Annotated in this window: 16 protein-coding genes; 9 read left to right on the top strand and 7 right to left on the bottom strand. The window is 68.0% G+C overall.

The genetic code is table 11. From position 1 onward, the window contains the following. Positions 1-115: 115 nt before the first annotated feature. From ABN611_RS40090 to ABN611_RS40105, 4 genes are read left to right on the top strand one after another with little or no spacing between them, the layout of a single operon-like run. On the top strand, positions 116-1126 hold the full coding sequence (locus ABN611_RS40090; protein ID WP_350277537.1) for an ABC transporter permease subunit: 1011 nt from the start codon (positions 116-118) through the stop codon (positions 1124-1126). After that, complete coding sequence (locus tag ABN611_RS40095) at positions 1123-2016, top strand: carbohydrate ABC transporter permease (RefSeq protein ID WP_350277538.1); 894 nt, start codon at positions 1123-1125, stop codon at positions 2014-2016. The genes ABN611_RS40090 and ABN611_RS40095 overlap by 4 nt, the downstream gene beginning before the upstream one ends. A gap of 12 nt (positions 2017-2028) precedes the next feature. Then, complete coding sequence (locus ABN611_RS40100; RefSeq protein ID WP_350277539.1) at positions 2029-3696, top strand: extracellular solute-binding protein; 1668 nt, start codon at positions 2029-2031, stop codon at positions 3694-3696. Next, positions 3693-4952: an alpha-L-fucosidase gene (locus ABN611_RS40105; RefSeq protein ID WP_350277540.1), complete on the top strand. Its 1260-nt coding sequence runs from the start codon at positions 3693-3695 to the stop codon at positions 4950-4952. The genes ABN611_RS40100 and ABN611_RS40105 overlap by 4 nt, the downstream gene beginning before the upstream one ends. Before the next feature lie 65 nt (positions 4953-5017). Here the strand turns inward: ABN611_RS40105 and ABN611_RS40110 are convergent, their stop codons facing one another. From ABN611_RS40110 to ABN611_RS40135, 6 genes are all read right to left on the bottom strand, one after another. Next, a complete protein-coding gene (locus ABN611_RS40110) occupies positions 5018-6361 on the bottom strand; it encodes a M60 family metallopeptidase (RefSeq protein ID WP_350277541.1) in 1344 nt (447 codons plus the stop codon). Positions 6362-6452: 91 nt separating this feature from the next. Next, on the bottom strand, positions 6453-8879 hold the full coding sequence (locus ABN611_RS40115) for a polysaccharide lyase 8 family protein (protein ID WP_350277542.1): 2427 nt from the start codon (positions 8877-8879) through the stop codon (positions 6453-6455). 98 nt (positions 8880-8977) lie between these two features. Then, positions 8978-10207, bottom strand: a complete 1230-nt coding sequence (hemW, locus tag ABN611_RS40120) for a radical SAM family heme chaperone HemW (RefSeq protein WP_350277543.1) — start codon at positions 10205-10207, stop codon at positions 8978-8980. 373 nt (positions 10208-10580) lie between these two features. After that, positions 10581-11003, bottom strand: coding sequence for a hypothetical protein (locus ABN611_RS40125; protein ID WP_350277544.1), 423 nt, complete (start codon positions 11001-11003; stop codon positions 10581-10583). Next, a complete protein-coding gene (locus tag ABN611_RS40130; protein ID WP_350277545.1) occupies positions 10990-11778 on the bottom strand; it encodes a DNA/RNA non-specific endonuclease in 789 nt (262 codons plus the stop codon). Before ABN611_RS40130 ends, ABN611_RS40125 begins: the two co-directional genes overlap by 14 nt. A 60-nt stretch (positions 11779-11838) precedes the next feature. After that, positions 11839-12099 (bottom strand): hypothetical protein, encoded by a 261-nt coding sequence (locus ABN611_RS40135; RefSeq protein ID WP_350277546.1) that lies wholly within the window; start codon positions 12097-12099, stop codon positions 11839-11841. Between the two features lie 227 nt (positions 12100-12326). On the opposite strand from ABN611_RS40135, the gene ABN611_RS40140 reads away from it, so the two are divergent. The 5 genes from ABN611_RS40140 to ABN611_RS40160 all read left to right on the top strand — a co-directional run bounded on the left by ABN611_RS40140 (position 12327) and on the right by ABN611_RS40160 (position 16036). After that, positions 12327-13259, top strand: coding sequence for a hypothetical protein (locus ABN611_RS40140; protein WP_350277547.1), 933 nt, complete (start codon positions 12327-12329; stop codon positions 13257-13259). Beyond that, positions 13256-13945: a dihydrofolate reductase family protein gene (locus ABN611_RS40145; RefSeq protein WP_350277548.1), complete on the top strand. Its 690-nt coding sequence runs from the start codon at positions 13256-13258 to the stop codon at positions 13943-13945. Before ABN611_RS40140 ends, ABN611_RS40145 begins: the two co-directional genes overlap by 4 nt. Further along, a complete protein-coding gene (locus ABN611_RS40150; protein ID WP_350277549.1) occupies positions 13938-14384 on the top strand; it encodes a deaminase in 447 nt (148 codons plus the stop codon). Before ABN611_RS40145 ends, ABN611_RS40150 begins: the two co-directional genes overlap by 8 nt. A gap of 192 nt (positions 14385-14576) precedes the next feature. Continuing rightward, positions 14577-15359 (top strand): alpha/beta hydrolase, encoded by a 783-nt coding sequence (locus ABN611_RS40155; RefSeq protein ID WP_350281751.1) that lies wholly within the window; start codon positions 14577-14579, stop codon positions 15357-15359. A 5-nt stretch (positions 15360-15364) separates the two neighbouring features. After that, positions 15365-16036: an IMP cyclohydrolase gene (locus ABN611_RS40160; RefSeq protein WP_350281752.1), complete on the top strand. Its 672-nt coding sequence runs from the start codon at positions 15365-15367 to the stop codon at positions 16034-16036. A 7-nt stretch (positions 16037-16043) separates the two neighbouring features. Here ABN611_RS40160 and ABN611_RS40165 read toward each other — a convergent pair whose 3' ends face one another. Then, a complete protein-coding gene (locus tag ABN611_RS40165) occupies positions 16044-17879 on the bottom strand; it encodes a long-chain fatty acid--CoA ligase (RefSeq protein ID WP_350277550.1) in 1836 nt (611 codons plus the stop codon). Positions 17880-17991 lie beyond the last annotated feature (112 nt).

Raw genomic sequence — 17991 nt, forward strand, 5'->3', positions numbered from 1 at the left:
ATCCGCGACGCCGGAGGTCAAGACAAAGATTCGTGAGTGCTTGACAGCAAGGCGGTGAACGTTTCATGGTTGCTGCCAGTCGACACAGCAAACGCTTACTATCAGGAGGCGCATCATGCATCGCGTCAGCCGATCCCCCGGCCGCGCGCCGGACCGCGCCGCAAGCCGGGCCGCGCGTCGTACGGCGCGGCGCGCGGCCCGCGACTCGGCGCGTGCTGCCGGTCCGGGCTTGCCGGCCAGGCTCCGCCGCGACCGCGTGATGCTGCTGCTGGTGCTGCCCGGCTTCCTGTTCTTCGTGGTGTTCCACTACGTGCCGCTGCTCGGCAACGTGATCGTCTTCCAGGACTACCAGCCGTACCTCGGCTTCAAGGAGAGCCCGTGGGTCGGGTTCGCCAACTTCAGCGTGTTCACGGAACCGGACTTCTACCGTGCGCTGCTGAACACGCTGAAGTTCGCCGTACTCCAGCTGGTGCTGTTCTTCCCCGCGCCGATCGGCCTCGCGCTGCTGCTGAACAGCATCATCAGCCCGAAGATCAAGCGGTTCGTGCAGAGCGTCGTGTACCTGCCGCACTTCATCGGCTGGGTGATCCTGATCTCGATCAGCCAGCAGCTGATCGGCGGCACCGGCCTGCTCCCACAGCTGCTCGGTGAGCTCGGACTGCCGCGCGTCGACCTGATGACCAGCCCCGAGTTCTTCCCCTGGCTGGTGACCCTGCAGCTGATCTGGAAGGACGCCGGCTGGGGCACGATCATCTACCTCGCCGCGCTGCTGAACATCGAGACCGAGCACTACGAGGCCGCGGCGATCGACGGCGCGGACCGCTGGCGGCGGCTGTGGCACGTCACGCTGCCGGGCATCGTGCCGGTGACGCTACTGCTACTCATCCTCAACCTGGGCAGCATTCTCTCGGTCGGCTTCGAGCAGATCCTGCTGCAGCGCGACGCCGTCGGCGCCGACGCGGCCGAGGTGCTCGACACCTACGTGTACTTCCACGGCGTGCTCGACGGCGAGTGGGGTCCGGCCGCGGCCGTCGGACTGGTCAAGGGCGTGATCGGCCTGGTGCTGATCCTCGGCGCGAACAAGCTCGCCCACCGCTTCGGCCACGAAGGGATCTACTCGCGATGAAGACCTCGAACCGGCCGCCCTGGATGGAGGCGCCGACCAAGGCCGGGCTGGCCATCAAGGGCATCGTGATCGCGCTCGTCTGCCTCCTGGTGCTGTACCCGTTCGTCAACATCGTCGCGACCAGCCTGGCCGGCGAGGCCGAGATCACCCGGCGCGGCGGCATCATCCCGTTGTTCCCGAGCGAGCCGACGCTGGCGGCGTACAAGACGATCTTCGCCGGCGGCGTGGTCAGTCACGCGCTGCTGGTCAGCGCGGGGATCACGATCATCGGTACGGCGCTCAACCTGGTCGTCACGATCGCGCTCGCGTACGGGCTCAGCCGGCCGATCGTCGGCGGGCGCTTCGTGCTCAGCGCGGTGCTGTTCACGATGCTGTTCGGCGCGGGCATCATCCCGAACTTCCTGCTGGTCAAGGCGCTCGGGCTCTACGACACGTACGCGTCGCTGATCGTGCCGGGCCTGGTCAGCGCGTTCAACTTCCTGGTCCTGCGCAACTTCTTCCAGAACATCCCGGCCGAGCTGCTCGACAGCGCCCGGATCGACGGCGCCGGCGATCTCGCGATCCTGCTCCGGATCGTGCTGCCGCTGTCGAAGGCGGTCCTCGCGGTCGTCGCACTGTTCTACGCCGTCGGCCACTGGAACGCGTTCTTCAACGCACTGCTCTACCTCAGCGACACCGGCAAGTGGCCGCTGCCGCTCGTACTGCGCCTCTACGTCCTGCAAGGACAGCCGGTCGGCGGCGGCGCCGAGGCACCCGGTGAGGCGGTCGCGTCGATCCAGGCCATCCAGATGGCGGTCGTCGTCGTGGCGCTCGTCCCCATCCTCTGCGTCTACCCGTTCCTGCAGCGCTACTTCACCAAGGGCGTACTCACCGGCGCCATCAAAGGTTAGGAGAAACCGATCGTGACCACCCCTCCCCTCAGCCGGCCGTTTGATCGGCGCAGTTTCCTGCGCAGCGCCGTCGGCGTCGCGGTGATGAGCGCCACCGGCGTCCCGGCCCTGGTTGCCTGCAGCAACGGCGGTACGGCGGCCGGCACCGCGCGCGCCTCGTCCGTGACGCTGCCGACGTACGTTCCGTTCCAGGGTCCGAAGCCGGACCTGGCCGGCACCGCGGACGGCGTACCGCCGGGGTACCTGACGTACCCGAAGGATCTCGTCACCACGGTGAAGACGCCGCCGCTGTCCGGCGGCACGGTCAGCGTGATGACCGACATCTTCGACCCGCTGCCGCCGGCCAAGGACAAGAACACGGCGTGGCAGGCGGTCGAGAAGCAGCTCGGCGGCACGCTCGACCTGACGATCGTCCCGGACAGCGACTGGGCCACCAAGTTCCAGACGGTACTGGCCGCGAACGAACTGCCGGACCTGGTCCTATTGTCCGATGCGACTCTTGTCAACAATCTGCCGGCCTTCCTGTCGGCGAAGTGCACGGACCTGACGCCGTACCTGTCCGGTGACAAGGTCAAGGACTACCCGAACCTGGCCAACATCCCGCAGGTGATCTGGCAGGCGTGTGTTGTCCAGGACAAGATCTACGGGCTGCCGATCCCGCGCAGCATCACCGGCGGCGCGGGCTTCTACAACAAGCGGCTCTTCGACGCCGCGGGCATCGAGTACCCTGCGACCGCCGAGGACTTCCTCGCGGCCTGCAAGGAGCTGACCAAGCCGCAGCAGGGCCAGTGGGCGATCGTGAACTCCAAGGGCAACACGTTCTTCACGATGATCCAGCAGATGTTCGGCGTGCCGTACGGCTGGAAGGAGGACGGCGGCAAGCTGGTCCGGAGCTTCGAGACGCCGGAGTACAAGGCGGCGCTCGAGTTCGCCGTCCAGCTGGTCAAGGCCGGCGTCCTGGTCCCGGGCTCGGACGGTATCGACGGCACCGCCCGGAAGAACGCGTTCCGGGCCGGCAAGGGCGCCCTGGTGTACGACGGCTTCCCGGCGTACTCCGGCTACGTGAAGGACATGGCCCGGCTCGACCCGAAGAACGACCCGCGGGCGTTCGTGCCGATGGCGCCGAAGGGCGGCAAGGCGAACACCTGGTCGGACAACATCCTGTTCGCGTACACGCTGATGAAGAAGTCCGACGAGGCGCGGGCCAAGGAGCTGCTCAAGGTCGCGGACTTCTTCGCCGCGCCGTTCGGCAGCACCGAGAACCTGCTGCTGACCTACGGCGTCGAGGGTGTCGACTTCACCCGCGACGAGAAGGGCAACCCGAAGCTGACCAGCAAGGGCGAGGCCGAGATGACGGTGCCCTGGAAGTACATCACCGCCCCGCCGCAGGCTCTCTACAACGCGCAGTTCCCGACGTACGTGGAGCGCGCGCACGAGGACCTGACCAAGCTGATCGGGATGGTCGTGAAGGACCCGACCGCGTCGCTGATCTCGCCGACCAACGACAAGTCCGGCGGTGACATCGGCCAGGCGCTCACCGACGTCCGCAACGACGTGATCGCGGGCCGGAAGCCGGTCAGCGCGTTCGACACCGCGCTGGCGAAGTGGAAGAAGGACGGCGGCGACAAGATCCGCGGCGAGTTCGAGACGGCGCTGAGCGGCGGTGCCGGCCCGCGATGAACTGGTTGACCGAGGCGCGGTTCGGGCTGTTCGTGCACTGGGGCATCTACGCGGCCGCGGCGCGGCACGAGTGGGTGAAGTCGTACGAGCAACTCACCGACGCCGACTACCAGCCGTACTTCGACCACTTCGAGCCGGACCTCTACGACCCGGTGCGCTGGGCCGAGGACGCGTGGAACACCGGGATGCGCTACCTGGTGATCACCACCAAGCACCACGACGGTTTCTGCCTGTGGGACTCGAAGCTCACCGACTACTCGGCGCCGAACACGCCCTGGGGCAAGGACCTGCTGGCGCCGATGGTGGACGCGTTCCGGGAGCGCGGCTTCAAGATCGGGCTGTACCACTCGCTGCTGGACTGGCACCACCCGGAGTTCCCGGTGGACCTGTACCACCCGCAGCGCAAGGACGTCGACTTCATCGACCGGACGGCGCACCGCGACGTGTCGAAGTACGCCGACTACCTGCACGGACAGGTCCGTGAGCTGCTGACCGGGTACGGGAAGATCGACGTGATGTGGTTCGACTTCTCGTACGCCGATCGCGGCTTCAACGCGAAGGGGCCGGACGAGTGGCGGTCCGAGGAACTGCTCGCGATGGTGCGCGAGCTGCAGCCGGGGATTCTTGTCAACAATCGACTGGGGCTGGGCTCGGGCGACTTCACCACGCCCGAGCAGGTGCAGCCGCCGGGGAATGAGGTTGCTGCGGGCAACGGTACGCAGGTGCCGTGGGAGGCCTGCCACACGCTGAACGGCAGCTGGGGTTATCACCGGGACAACCACGACTGGAAGTCGCCGGCGCTGCTGATCCGGATGCTGGTCGACTCGGTCTCGAAGGGCGGCAACATGCTGCTCAACGTCGGCCCGAACGGCCGCGGTGCGTGGGAGCCGCGCGCGCTCGACGTACTGTCCGGGATCGGCTCCTGGATGCGGCTGCACGAGCGCTCGATCCGCGGCTGCGGGCCGAGCGAGTTCGTACCGCCGGCTGACTGCCGCTACACGCAGAACGGGCGGCGGCTGTACCTGCACGTGTTCGCCTGGCCGATGGGGCACATCCACCTGCCCGGGCTGGGTGACCGCGTCGAGTACGCGCAGTTCCTGCACGACGCGTCGGAGGTCCGGCGGGTGACCGTCGATCCGTCGGCGCCGGCCCACACCTACCTGACGGGGCTGCCGGACAACACGTTGACGCTCAAGCTGCCGAACCGGGCGCCCGAGGTCGACAGCTGTGTGATCGAGCTCTTCCTCCGCGACTGAAGGCTCGATCTCCCCAGAACGACGAAGGCACCCACCTCGACCCGGTGGGTGCCTTCGTCCTTTGTCTACTCCCGGATTGTCGACGGGTCAACAGGCGGCGGCGTCAACTGCAGCGCGGCGAGCTGTGCGGTTGCTTCGGCGTCGACCGGTACGCCCCAGGCGCGGAAGAAGTCGCTCAGGTCGTAGCCGGCGGTCCGGCTGCAGAGGACGACGAGGTTGCGGAGGCGCAGTACTTCGTCGGTGTAGTCGCTGGCGTACGGGCGCTCGACCCGGACGAGCTTGTGCAGGTTCGGCCAGAAGGTGTTGCCGAACGCGTGCCGCAGCTGCTCGAACATCACCAGCTTCTCGTACGGGTCGAACGTGGTCCGGTAGTTCACGTCCGGCGACCGCAGCTTGCCGGGCGCGCTCTGCCACGGTGTGAGGCCGGTCTTCGCGTCCGGCGCGTGCAGCCGCGGCTGCTGGCCGTACTTCGTCGCGAACACCGCGTTCACCGCCAGCGAGTAGATGTTGACGGTCACCTCGGTCAGCGAGCTCGGCTTGTACGTGATCTGCTGATGCTGGTGGCCGAGCTCGTGGTAGACGCCCCAGCCGCGCATCCGCAGACCTTCCACAGTCAGCATGCGGTCCTGGATCGGCGGTGGGAACGACATGTGGCCGTGGGTCGCGTACGCCCCGACGCCGGTGATCGCGGACGGGTACCCGACGAAGTGGTACCGGTGCGGGAGCCGGACGTGCGCCGGCGCGGATCCGTCGTACCCGCTGGTGGCGTCCTCGATCCGGATGATGTCCTCGTACGTCGCCAGCAGGTCGGTGTGGTTCTCGGTGCGGTACTTCAGCGCCGACGCGCGCTCGATCGTGATCATCGCGTGCGGGCTGAGGAGTTCGACGTACGGCGTGAGGCGTTCGTCGAGCTGGCGCTGGAAGTCGGCCTCGCCGGTGGCGCCGAGGACGAAGTACGGCATCGGCTCGGCCTCCTCGCCGATGCTGACCTTCGCCTGGCCGGAGGTGCCGATCAGCTTCAGGTAGACGACGCCCCCGCCGGCGTCGGTGATCGTGTTGCGGCCGACCTGGAGCGGGTACTGCCGGGGTGACTTGAACTCCTTGCGCGCGTCGGCGTCCGGCGCGCCGATCACGAGCGTCGGCGCCACGCTGCCCGCGTGGACCAGGACGTTGAGGGCGGTCGCGGCGGGCAGGTAGAAGCCGGTGGAACGGAGTTCGCTGGCGCTGAGGGAGTTCTGGGTGCGCTCGAGTTCGGTGGTCCGCGCCGACGGGAGCGCGGGGATGGTCAGGGTGCGAGCGGTCGTGGTGTTCTCGGCGTGCGCGGCCGTGGGTACGGCGGCCGCGGCCAGACCGGCTCCGGTGAGCTGGAGGACACGTCGCCTGGTGAGGGGGCGGGCGTGCGGCATCATCGAACAACCTCCTGGTTGAACTTGCCAGCACCCGGCGACCCGGCCGGCCCTGGTGGCCGGCCCCGGTTGCTTGCGGAACTGTGGGGGAACGTCAGCCGAAGGACACCGAGTGGGTGGCGCCCTTCGTGCCGCCGACGGCGATGTCCAGCACGAGCTGCTTGCCGGTGGCAACCACCGTGACGGCCGGATCCTTGGCGATCACCGCGCCGACCTGGCGGTCGATCGTCAACCGGACCGTCGTCGCGGTCCGGCTCGGATCGGACACCGCGACCGTCGTCGTCGGGCCGTCGGTGCCGATCACCACCGACGCGGGACCGTCGCTGGTCACACCGCGCCGCGCGGGGCCGTCCGGCACCTCGGCGACGGAACCGGCGGTCCAGAAGTTGATCAACACCAGACCCTCGCGGTGGGCCCGGATCGCCTGGACATTCGGATTGTTGACAAGAATCGTCATCCCGGGATCGGCTGCCACTTCGGCGGTTCGCTGACTGGTGGCGTTGGGCAGGACGACGTACGCGTAGTCGCCGGTCGCGGTCCCGTGCTCGAGGATGAGCTTGGCGTAGCGGCGGGTGTACGGCGTGGTCGAGCCGGCCGTGTCGTTGCCGATGTTGATCTCCGACCAGGAAGCGGTGCGGTCCTCGCGCTGGACGGTCAGTTGGCCGCCGTTGGGGAAGATGTAGCCGGCTACGCCGTCCAGGTGCGCCCAGCGCGGGCCGTCGTACGTCCGGTCGACCGCGGCGTCACCGTCGACCAGGAGCGCGGTGGTTCCGTTCTCGTGGAGATTCCGATTGTCGACAATCGTCTCGACCGGGTAGCCGTCGGTGCCGGTGATTCCGGCGCCCAGGGCAACGATCGAGTCGCGCAGGCAGAACCAGGACTTCCTGGCCTGCAAGGTCTTGTCGTGGTTGATCAGGTGCATGCCGACCGCACCGGCGACGTTCCGGTACGACGCGCCGCCGACCCATTCGGCGTACGCCGCGACGGTGCCGGTGCCTGCTCCGCTGCCACCGGGCTGCCGGGGTTTGGTGCTGACCGTCGTACCGGGCATGCGGTGTGCGTCGACGGTCGGCCAGAACGCGTCGGTGAACTGGGACTGGTCGGCTGTGTAGAGGTAGGTCATGCCGTCGCCGACATACCAGCCGCGGCGGTTCTCGCCGTTGCCCCACTCGTAGCGGGCCATCCGCTTCGACGACAGCGCGATCGCGAACGTCCAGCCCGGACGCCGGTGTACGACACGGTCCTGGTTGTGAAACTGGAAGTGCCGCGGCAGTGCCGGGGCCGGGCTGACTCCGGCGTCCGCGAGCAGTGCCTTCGCGCGGGAGATCTCGGGAATCGACGCGCCCGGCAGGTAGTCGTCGAGGCGGTCGCGGGTGATCCAGCCCTTCGCGAGGGCCTTGTAGCGCGAGGCGTACGGCTCGGCGACGCCGCTCGCTAGCAGGAGCACGGTCGACGTGGTGCCGTGGCCGTGGCGGTGGTCGCCGGCGCGTTCGCGGGAGATCGCGCGGCCGGAAACGCAGTCCATCATCAGGCCGTCGACCATGAACGGGGCGAAACTGGCCTCGACGGCGTCCAGGAGCACCGCGCGGTTCGGGTCGGTGATCTCCCAGGTGGAGCCGCCGAGCAGGGCGATCAGGTTCGCGACGCCGCCGAGTGCGACGTTGCCGTACGTGCCGACGTACGCGAGGTTGCCGTGCTGGACGAAGGATCCGTCCCGGTAGAAGCCGTCGCCGCTGGTGACGTACTTGAAGACGCTGTTCTTGCCGGCTTCGGCGACGTCGCTGAGCGCGTCGCGTGCTGTCGACAATTTGATCGTCGACTTTCCGACGATGCCGCGCAGCGCGACGATCAGCGCCTTGTCGACGCGGTTGGCGCCGGTCTCGCGCAGCGTCGGCGAGTTGGTCCGGCGGTTCGGGTCGGGGACGAACCTGTCGACGGCTGTCACGTACCGGGTGAGCTGCTCGGCGGACAGGACGTCGGCCGCCAGGATGCAGGTGTCGAGGAGCGCGCGCGGTGCGCCGATCTCCCAGAACCACCAGTTGCCGGTCTCCCGCAGCGTCTCGTTGTAGGCGTTCGCGTTCAGGAAGTCGAGCGCTCCGCTGAGCTGGTCCCCTGCTGCCTCGGCGCTCACTGCGGCCGCCGCCGCGCCCGGGGCGGCCGACCCCACGCCTGTCCCTGAGGTGGCGCGGGCCAAGGCGATCGTCTTCAGGCGCGTGTAGCTGATTGCGAAGTTCCCGCTCGTCGGGCTCAGCGGCAGGTCTGCCCAGAGCGCGGTCCGGTCGGCCGCCGTGATCATCGTGTCCAGGAACTCCCGCGCCTGCGCGCCGAGCTTCCCGAGCGCATCGCCGTACGCCGGATCGGCCGGGTCGATCGCTCCGCCGGTGTTGAGCTCGGCCCAGCGGGTCCGCAGTACGTCGAACTCGTCCTGCGCGAACGCCTTGACCGGCAGGCCGAGCGTACCGAGCGCACCGGCGGCAAGCCCGGCCTGGAGCACCAGCCGACGACGAATGAATGGCGGCATCGCGACTCCTCGGAGAGAGATAGTAAACGCTTACCGCACAGAGTGCCGGGTGCTCGTAACAGTCGTCAACAGCTCACTGTGATCACTTCTGATCACTTTCAGGGCAGCAGCTCCCGAACCACCGCATCAGCCAACAACCGCCCCCGATCAGTCAACACCAGCCGCTCACCGTTCGCCGGATCGCCGTCGGCGATCACGGCGAGGCCGTTGGCTACCACCTGGTCGGCGGCGGCTCGGCCCGCGGGGTCGAGGACGTCTAGCGGGAGGCCGGCCGAGAGCCGGACCTCGAGGAGGACTCGTTCGATCCGGCGCGTTTCCTCGTCGAGGGTTTCGCGTGCGTACGCAGGGCTCTCGCCCGCGGTGATCCGCTCGGCGTACGCGCTGGGGTGCTTCACGTTCCACCAGCGCACGCCACCGACATGACTGTGCGCACCGGGACCGATTCCCCACCACGTGTCCCCGCGCCAGTACAGCTCGTTGTGCCGGCACCGTGCCGCCGTACTGCGTGCCCAGTTGGACACCTCGTACCACCGCAACCCCTCAGCGGAGAGCATCTCGTCGGCCAGCACGTACTTGTCCGCAAGGTCGTCGTCATCCGGCATCGGCAGCTCACCACGCCGGATCCGCCGCGCCAGCTGCGTGCCGTCCTCGACGATCAACGCGTACGCGCTGACGTGATCCGGCTGGGCCGACAACGCCGACTCCAGCGACGCCCGCCAGTCGTCCAGCGACTCCCCCGGCGTGCCGTAGATGAGATCCAGGTTCACATGCTCGAACCCCGCAGCCGTCGCCTCCTTGACCGCCTGCAACGCCCGCCCCGGGGTGTGCTGCCGATCGAGAATCCGCAGTACGTGCGACGCCGCACTCTGCATCCCGAAGCTCACCCGCGTGAACCCCGCCTCGAGCAGCGCCTCGAGGTACGCCGGATCCACCGACTCCGGATTCGCCTCCGTCGTCACCTCCGCGCCCGGCGCGAGCCCGAACTCATCCCGCACCGCCGCCAGCATCTTCCCCAGATCCGCAGCCGGCAGCAAGGTCGGCGTACCACCCCCGAAGAACACCGTGTCGACCGGCCGATCCAGCTCGCCAAGCACCCGCCGCGCGAGCCGCACCTCGGCGACCGCGTTCTCGGCGTACGACGCCTGCGAGCCACCACCACCGAGCTCTGTAGCGGTGTACGTGTTGAAGTCGCAATACCCGCACCGCGACGCACAGAACGGCACATGCAGATAAAACCCCAACGGCCGCCCCGCGGCCTCGAGCACAGCAGCATCCGGCAACACCCCGTCCCGGGGCGCAACCTCCCCCTCGGGCAATGTCGACGGCACCCACCCATCGTACGGACCACACACCGAACCGAAGCACGGGTAGTCCCCCGGCAGTCCCCCTTCCCCTCGGCGCTCGCCACGCTCAAGCCCTCCGCGTACGCCCACCATGGCCCGACCACTACCCGTCCTTCGGTCCCTCAGGACGTTTCGTGACTGGATCATCGAGAGCAGAATCTCGGCGCCGGGTGCGTTCCGAGGCCTCGCCGGGACCGGGCTGACGCTGGTGACGAGTTGGGCGGCACCGTGTGAGCCTGGACGTCGACGGCGATCATCGCGATGACGGTCGGCTCACTGATCGCGCTCGGAGTGTTCGCATCAACCGATCCCACACCACCGGCAACCACGCGGCCCTCACTACCACCTGGGCGACGCGTCAGCTCCGGCGAGCCGACTCCCTCGACGGGTGCCAGGCAGGCAGGTGCTCGGCGTCACGCGGATACGCCTCCTGATCGTTCTCCAGCAGATCCGCGTCGCCACCTCCCTCGAACGGCGGGTTGTCGTAGTCGAACTCGGCCTCGAGCCCACCGTCCGGTGTCACGACGAAGGTCGCGTTGTACCAGGTCCCAACACCGTCCTCGTACATCCGGTCCCGCAGATCGTCGCACGCCAGCTGCGCGTCGACGTCGATGCTCTCCCCACCTTCGACGCTTCCGTCCAGCATCTCCACCGCCAGCCGCGTCTCCATCGTGGCCGCCACCGCCGACACTGTCAGCACGGCCCGCCCCCACCCGTCAGGCACGGCCTTCAGCACTGCCGCACCAACAATCTCCAGACTCGCTTGATCAGGAACTGCCATCTCTGCTTCCTTGTCCACGCCGCGGAGTGTTTCGAATGGTCTGCTGGGTGACGACGCCGTCGATCGCGTACCGGACAGCGATCAGATCGGGTCGATTCTTGTCAGTGCGGTACACCAGGTCAATCTGCACATCGACCTCCGACCCGGCTTCCAGCGCGGCCCGCCACGCGTTCTCGGCTCGCTTGTACGCACTCAGATTGACCGATCGACCCGCCATCGGCGTCAGGTTCATCTTGCCGATCGGTCCTCTGAAGATCCTCGCGAACAGATGACCGGCATGATCGCCCGGCAGCTTCCCGTCCAACGCCCGCTGCGACGCCGTGTCGCGCGGATGCTTCAGGTCGACGACGTCAAGGGTTGCCTTGGCCCGGACGACCCGCCCGGCTCCATCGGTCTCGTAGACGAACCGCTTGTCCACCCGGATGGTGCTGTCAGGTGGTGGTCGGCTCAGCAGTTCCTTGTGCTCGGGATCGGTGGTCGACAGTTCGACGACCTTCTGCTCGACCTGACCGGCTGCCCCACCCGCCACACGCCGAGCCACCTCCGCCGGCGCGACAGTACGGCCCCCGCTGACCATCTGGTCTGCCCATGCCCTCGCCTTCAGAGGCGTCTGCGCAGCCAGATGAGCTGCTCGCTCGCAAGCTTCGGCGGCCGCCACGAGCTGGTACGCGGCGTGCCGTGCTGCCGGGTTGCCGGATGAGAAGTCGGCGACGAACGAAGCGTTATCGCGGCATTGCCTTGCGAGCCGCTGAAGGTATCCCACGATCGACGGCATCTGGCCGAGGCACTCTACGAGCGCAGTGGCGACCCGTTGCAGTTCCGACGGCATCGGTTCCTAGATCTGGTTCGCGTAGCTGGCGCAGCCCGATGCGGCGATCTGCAGCGCCTGGACAGCATCGCCGACTGCCTTGCCAGCCGCATCGAGGAGCTCGGAGATCTCTCGATCGGTTCTCGTCGCAGATCCCGCGATCAGCGCCTGAACCTGTGCGCTGCTTCGGGCAAAGTTGCTCTGGAATCCGCCTAGGCTGCCCGCCGCCCGGTTGGCCTCTGTCGACATGTGGTGCAACTGCTCTTTCAACTGCTGTACGACCGACATGAGTTGTGTCCTCACAGCTGGAACGCGGGGCCGACGCGGGCGTCAGGGACCAGCACGCCGGCCCCGCTGCTTGGATGGAAGTCGACGGGCGCTCGTCACGCTCGAGCCGATGCTTCATGTTCGCCCTCGGTCCGGAACCGCGAAATTGACTCAACCCGTGGACTCGTCCCACGTACGGACATCCACCGCTACGCTCTGTAGGTGAGGATCCAAGTCTCGGGAGGGTTGTGACTCGTCGGCGAGTGTTCGATCCCGGCACCGTGCCGGCGTCGTTCTGGCACCGCAGCGACGTGCAGGAGGCGTTGGCGCGGCGCGATGTCGCCCAGCTGTTCCGCCGGTACCTCGCGGACTTCGCCGACTGTACGCAGACGCAGCTTGCGCTCCTCACCGAGCACGACCGGTCCGACGTGTCGAACTGGGTCCGGGGCACTCGTCATGGCCAGGTGTCGGACATCAACGTCCTGACGCGGATCGCCGAGGGCCTGTGCATTCCGGACAACGGCCGGATCCTGATGGGGCTCGCGCCGGCCGATGCGCTCGTGTCGTCCGTCCGCGACGAACGTGAGCTCGCTCGAGGCGGCGAGGTCACCGAACAGGTCCGCCAGCGGGTCGACGGTTCCGACTCCGCGAGTACCCGGATCGCCATTTGTGGCAGCAGAGCTCCGGGCACCAGCTCCGCGGTGATCGATGCAGCCGTGCGGTCGCTCGCGCGCCTCGTGATGGTGCGTCGCCTGCTCGTGAACCACGGTCCCGTCGGCGTGGGCATCGAGGTGATCACGCACATCGCCGACCACTACCAGCCGCCCGGACTGCGCGGAGCGGTGGCGATCTTCGGCCGGCGGAACGTGATTCTGGACGCTGAGTACGTGCTGGTCATCGGAGGCGGCAGTGGCACCCAGGCGGAGGCCGACATCGCGGTGTCGATGGGTAAGCGGATCCTGCCGCTGGGCGCGACCGGGGGCTCAGCCAGGGCCGTGTACCAGCAGGCAATGCGCAGTCAGCGTTCGTCTGCCTGGATGTCTCGGGACACCCGAGACACCCTTACGCGGTGCGCGGAGATCTCAGAGCGGGCCGCGCCCGACACCATCCAGCAGCTGACGGATGATTTCGTCTACACGATCGAGAAGCTCGTTGATGCCGATGAAGGAGACCATGCGTGACTGAGCGGCCCTACGTACTGTTGTCGGTGGCAGCGTCTGCCGACGGCTACATCGACGACAACAGCGATGAGCGCCTCCTGCTCTCCAACGACGAGGACTTCGACCGTGTCGACCAGGTCCGGGCCGGCGTCGACGCCATCCTGGTCGGAGCGAACACGATCCGCAGGGACAACCCGCGTCTGCTCGTGCGCGCCGAGGAACGCCGTCAGGAGAGGATCGGCAGGGGTGAGACGGAATCACCGCTGAAGGTCACGGTCTCCGCGTCGGGTGACCTCGATGCCGAGGCCAAGTTCTTCAGCGCCGGTGAGGTCGACAAGATCGTGTACGTGCCTTCCGCCGGGGCGGCGAAGGCAACGGAGGCCGTCGGCCAGGTCAGCACAGTCGTCGATGCGGGTCCTTCGGTCGACCTGGGATTCCTGCTCGACGACCTCGCGAGGCGAGGTGTGAAGCGTCTCATGGTGGAGGGCGGCGGCACGATCCATACGCAGTTCCTGTCGGCCGACCTCGCGGACGAGATTCAGCTGGTCGTCGCTCCGTTCTTCGTCGGTGACAGCAGCGCCCCACGCTTCGTCGGTGACGCCGTCTTCCCGCAGAGCCCGTCCAACCGGATGGACCTCGCCGAGGTACGGCAGATCGGCGACGTCGTCCTGCTCCGCTACCTCCCGAAGAAGAGCACTGATGACTGAGCTGGATGATCGCCACTGGCTCCAGCAGGCGATCGAGCTGTCGCGCTCTTGCCCACCATCGGCCACCGCGTTCTCCGTGGGTGCCATCATCGTCGGTGCTACGGGGAAGGTTCTGGCTACCGGCTACTCTCGCGAGACAGATCCGCACGATCACGCCGAAGAGATAGCCTTGAGCAAGCTCGCCGCGAACGATGCCGATCTTCCCGAGGCAACGATCTACTCGAGCCTGGAGCCCTGCAGCAAGCGGGCTTCCCGTCCTCGGACCTGCACCGAACTCATCCTCGCCGCAGGAATCCGTCGAGTGGTCATCGCCTGGCGCGAGCCCTCCGTATTCGTCGACTGCGAGGGAGTGGAACTCCTGACGGCAGCGGGCGTCGAGGTCATAGAGCTGCCTGAGCTGGCGGACCAGGTGAAAGCTCTGAACGCTCACGTCCTCTAGTGGCGCGGGCCGTTGGGGTCGAGGCCAGCTCAGTCGCCGGGGCCGGGCCGCCGCTTCTCGTGACGAGGCTGCTGATCGCCGGCGCGTATGCTCGCTCGCATGTTGCGTGATGGGGTGCGGACAGTCGTTGTGGGTGGGGTTGGGCATTGGGTTCGGGTGGTGGGGGCCGGGAATCCGGGGGTGCCGTTGGTGATGGTGCACGGCGGGCCTGGGGAGAGTTCGTACAGCGTAGAGCGGTCGGTGGGGGATGCGTTGGCTCGGGTGGCGCCGGTGGTGTTTTACGACCAGCGGGGGTGTGGGCGGTCGGAGCAGCCGGATGGTGCGGCGACTTACACGATGGGGCAGTTGGTTGCCGATCTGGAGGAGTTGCGTACGGCGTTGGGGGTCGAGCGGATCGTGCCGTGGGGTAGGTCGTACGGGTGCCTGCTGGCCGCGGAGTACGCAGTTGCTTATAGCAATCATGTGGAGCGGCTGATCCTGCACGCGCCGCCGATCGCCGACCCGTTGCATCCGGGGGTGTGGGCGATGCGGCCGGGGGCGGTCGATCCGGTGCTGACGGCGGATGAGCGCGTCGCTCTGCGCGCGCAGCTCGACGGCGTGACGGAGCCGATCGAGCGGACGGTGGCAGCGCTCGGGGCGATCGCGCAGAGCGCCAACGCCGCCCGGTTCTTCTACCACGATCCGTCGAACATCCCGCCCGACGACGAGAACGCCCCGCCGGCCAACCTGGAGATGGCGATGGCGCTCGTCGGCACCGAGCGCGCCGGGCTGATCGACGACCTCGCCGCCCTCGACATGCCGACGCTGATCCTCGCCGGGCTCTGGGACCGCCACGTCGGCTTCGACATCCCCCGCGACCTCGCCACCCGGCTCCCGCAGGCGACGCTCGAGATCTTCCACCACTCAGCGCACTCCATCGACGAGGAAGAGCCGACGGCGTACGTCGAGGCGATCCGGAAGTTCCTGGCCCGGTGAGCATCATGCAGTCGGTCGAGTACCCCGGTCGCGGTCTCGCCATCGGGCGTGACGTCGACGGCGTCCCGTTCTTCGCCTACTGGCTGACCGGGCGCTCCCCCGCGTCGCAGTCGCGCGAGCTCGTCGTCCGGGAGCGTGAGGTCGTCGTGCAGGACGTCTCCGGCGCCGCCACCGACGATCTCCGGCACTACGTCGCGGCGACCCGCGGCGACGACTGGGTCATCGTCGGCAACGGCACCCAGGTCGGCGAACTCACCGCCGCTCGCGCGCAGCAACCGGACCTGCAGCTCGCGATGCGGCAGCTCACCTACGAACCCGACCCGCCGATCCGCACCCCGCGCATCACCGCGGGCGCCACCATCACCGGCGCCGAACTCACCGACGTCGTCATCGGATCCGCCCGCGCGTACGACGGTACGCCGGACCTCACCGTCCACCCGTCGCTGTACGCGGCCCGCATCGCGCCCGGCTCCGCGCTCACCACGACGACGTACGCCGGCACGACGCAGGAGGTGATCACCAACGGCCGCCCGGAGGTGATCACCGTCGAGTCCAGCTGGTCCGCGATCGCCGATGCGCTCTGGCAGTCGCTGCGCCCGGAGCTCCGGGTCGCAGCGATCGCCGTCCGCCTGGACGTCCCGGCCTTCACCGAGACCGTCCTGCACACAAGGACCTGAGCAGCGCCTACTCGTACATCTTGTCCAGTACGTCGGCGTACTGGTTCTCCACGTGCTTGCGCTTGAGTTTCAGGCTGGGCGTCATCTCGCCGGACTCCACCGTGAGGTCCCGGTCGAGGATCGTGAACTTCTTGATCGTCTCCCACCGGTTCAGGCCGGCGTTGAGTTCGTCGACGTATCCCTGGACCATCTCGCGCGCCGCGTCGGACGTGACGATCTCGGCGTACGACTTGTCGCCGAGGCCGTTCGCGGCCGCCCAGCCCTGGATCGCATCCGGGTCGAGTGTGACGAGCGCGGAGACGAAGTTCCGCTGGTTGCCGTGTACGACGAACTGGCTGGCGTACGGGCAGATCATCTTGAAGCGGCCCTCGATCACCTGCGGCGCGACGTACTTGCCGCCGGAGGTCTTGAAGAGGTCCTTCTTCCGGTCCGTGATGAACAGGAACTCGTCCTCGAAGTGCCCGATGTCGCCGGTGTGGAACCAGCCGTCGGCGTCGATCACCTCGGCGGTCTGCTCGGGCTGGTTGTGGTACCCGCTCATCACGCCGTCGCCCTTGATCAGGATCTCGCCGTCCTCGGCGATCCGGAACTGCGTCCCGGGGAACGCCGGCCCGACGCTGCCCAGCCGGTACTGGTCCAGCCGGTTCAGGGTCGACCCCGCCGACGTCTCGGACAGGCCGTAACCCTCCAGGATCAGCAGGCCCGCGGCGTGGAACCACTCCGCCAGCTTCTTGTCCAGCGCCGCCGACCCTGACACGAAGAACCGGATCCGCCCGCCGAACCGCGCCCGGATCTTCGACAGCACGAGCTTGTCGGCAGTCGCGAACTGCGCCGCGAGCAAACCGCTCGGCTCCTTGCCGGCCTGGCGCAGCGCCGAGACCCGCGCGCCGACGCCGAACGCCCAGTCGAACAGCTTGGCCTTCACGCCGCCCTCGGACTGGATCATCGTCACGATCCGCCCGTGCGCCTTCTCGAAGATCCGCGGCGCCGCCGCCATGAACGTCGGCTGCACGACCGCCGCGTTCTCGACGATCTTGTCGATCCGCCCGTCGACCGCGGTCGCGAACCCGATCTGGAACTGGACGGCGAGCAGCACCTGCCCGAACACGTGCGACAACGGCAGCCACAGGAACTGCAGGTCGTCAGGCGACAGCACCCGCATCCCCTCGACCGCCGCGCCCTCGTAGGTCCACACCGAGTGCGGCAACCGCACGCCCTTCGGGCGGCCCGTCGTACCGGAGGTGTAGATCAGCGTGCACAACGTGTCGGGTTTGATGTCGGCGATCCGGTCGTCGACGGCCGTTGGGTGCTGCGCGAGGTACTCGTCGCCGAGGATGTCGAGCTCGCCGAGCCCGATCACCCAGTCGCCGTCCTCCTCGGCCGGCGTGCCGTCGAGCAGCACGACCTTCTGCAGCGACGGCGTCTCGGAGCGGTGCTTGCGGAGCTTGTCCACCTGCTCCGCGTCCTCGGCGAACACCACCCGGACGTCGGCGTCCGCAACGATGAACGCCACGTCGGACGAGATCGTCGACGGGTAGATCGTGGTGGTCGCGGCGGCGGCGAGTACGGCGGCCAGGTAGCACTCGATCCACTCGATCCGGGTGCTGGACGCGATCGCGACCCGCTGCTCCGGCTCGACGCCGAGCGCGATCAGGCCCGCGGCGCGGCGGCGCGTCAGTGCCTCGGTCTCCCGCCAGGTCACCGACTTCCACTGGTCCCCGCGCGGGAACCGGAACGCCTCCCGCTCAGGGGTCGAGGCCACCCGGTCCAGGAACATCTGGGCCATCGTGTCCTTGCGGTTGCTGAGGAGTGCGAGCTGGCCGGAATCGGCGACAGGCTTCATAACTGGCCTCCGTAGGGGGTCAAGTAACCGGAGGGTAATCGCTAGCGGGCGTGCCTGACCATGGCACTCGCACGCCCAGTGACAGCTTCTGCATTACGTTTCCGCAACAGGC

This window comes from Kribbella sp. HUAS MG21, from assembly GCF_040254265.1.
Lineage (GTDB): Bacteria > Actinomycetota > Actinomycetes > Propionibacteriales > Kribbellaceae > Kribbella.

What these genes read in the sequence shown, in the direction of transcription:
- ABN611_RS40165 (WP_350277550.1), bottom strand. Translation starts at nt 17,879, where the DNA reads ATGAAGCCTGTCGCCGATTCCGGCCAGCTCGCACTCCTCAGCAACCGC.
- ABN611_RS40110 (WP_350277541.1), bottom strand. Translation starts at nt 6,361, where the DNA reads ATGATGCCGCACGCCCGCCCCCTCACCAGGCGACGTGTCCTCCAGCTC.
- ABN611_RS40135 (WP_350277546.1), bottom strand. Translation starts at nt 12,099, where the DNA reads ATGTCGGTCGTACAGCAGTTGAAAGAGCAGTTGCACCACATGTCGACA.
- ABN611_RS40150 (WP_350277549.1), top strand. Translation starts at nt 13,938, where the DNA reads ATGACTGAGCTGGATGATCGCCACTGGCTCCAGCAGGCGATCGAGCTG.
- ABN611_RS40105 (WP_350277540.1), top strand. Translation starts at nt 3,693, where the DNA reads ATGAACTGGTTGACCGAGGCGCGGTTCGGGCTGTTCGTGCACTGGGGC.
- ABN611_RS40155 (WP_350281751.1), top strand. Translation starts at nt 14,577, where the DNA reads ATGGTGCACGGCGGGCCTGGGGAGAGTTCGTACAGCGTAGAGCGGTCG.
- ABN611_RS40125 (WP_350277544.1), bottom strand. Translation starts at nt 11,003, where the DNA reads ATGGCAGTTCCTGATCAAGCGAGTCTGGAGATTGTTGGTGCGGCAGTG.
- ABN611_RS40115 (WP_350277542.1), bottom strand. Translation starts at nt 8,879, where the DNA reads ATGCCGCCATTCATTCGTCGTCGGCTGGTGCTCCAGGCCGGGCTTGCC.
- ABN611_RS40090 (WP_350277537.1), top strand. Translation starts at nt 116, where the DNA reads ATGCATCGCGTCAGCCGATCCCCCGGCCGCGCGCCGGACCGCGCCGCA.
- ABN611_RS40095 (WP_350277538.1), top strand. Translation starts at nt 1,123, where the DNA reads ATGAAGACCTCGAACCGGCCGCCCTGGATGGAGGCGCCGACCAAGGCC.
- ABN611_RS40160 (WP_350281752.1), top strand. Translation starts at nt 15,365, where the DNA reads ATGCAGTCGGTCGAGTACCCCGGTCGCGGTCTCGCCATCGGGCGTGAC.
- ABN611_RS40130 (WP_350277545.1), bottom strand. Translation starts at nt 11,778, where the DNA reads ATGCCGTCGATCGTGGGATACCTTCAGCGGCTCGCAAGGCAATGCCGC.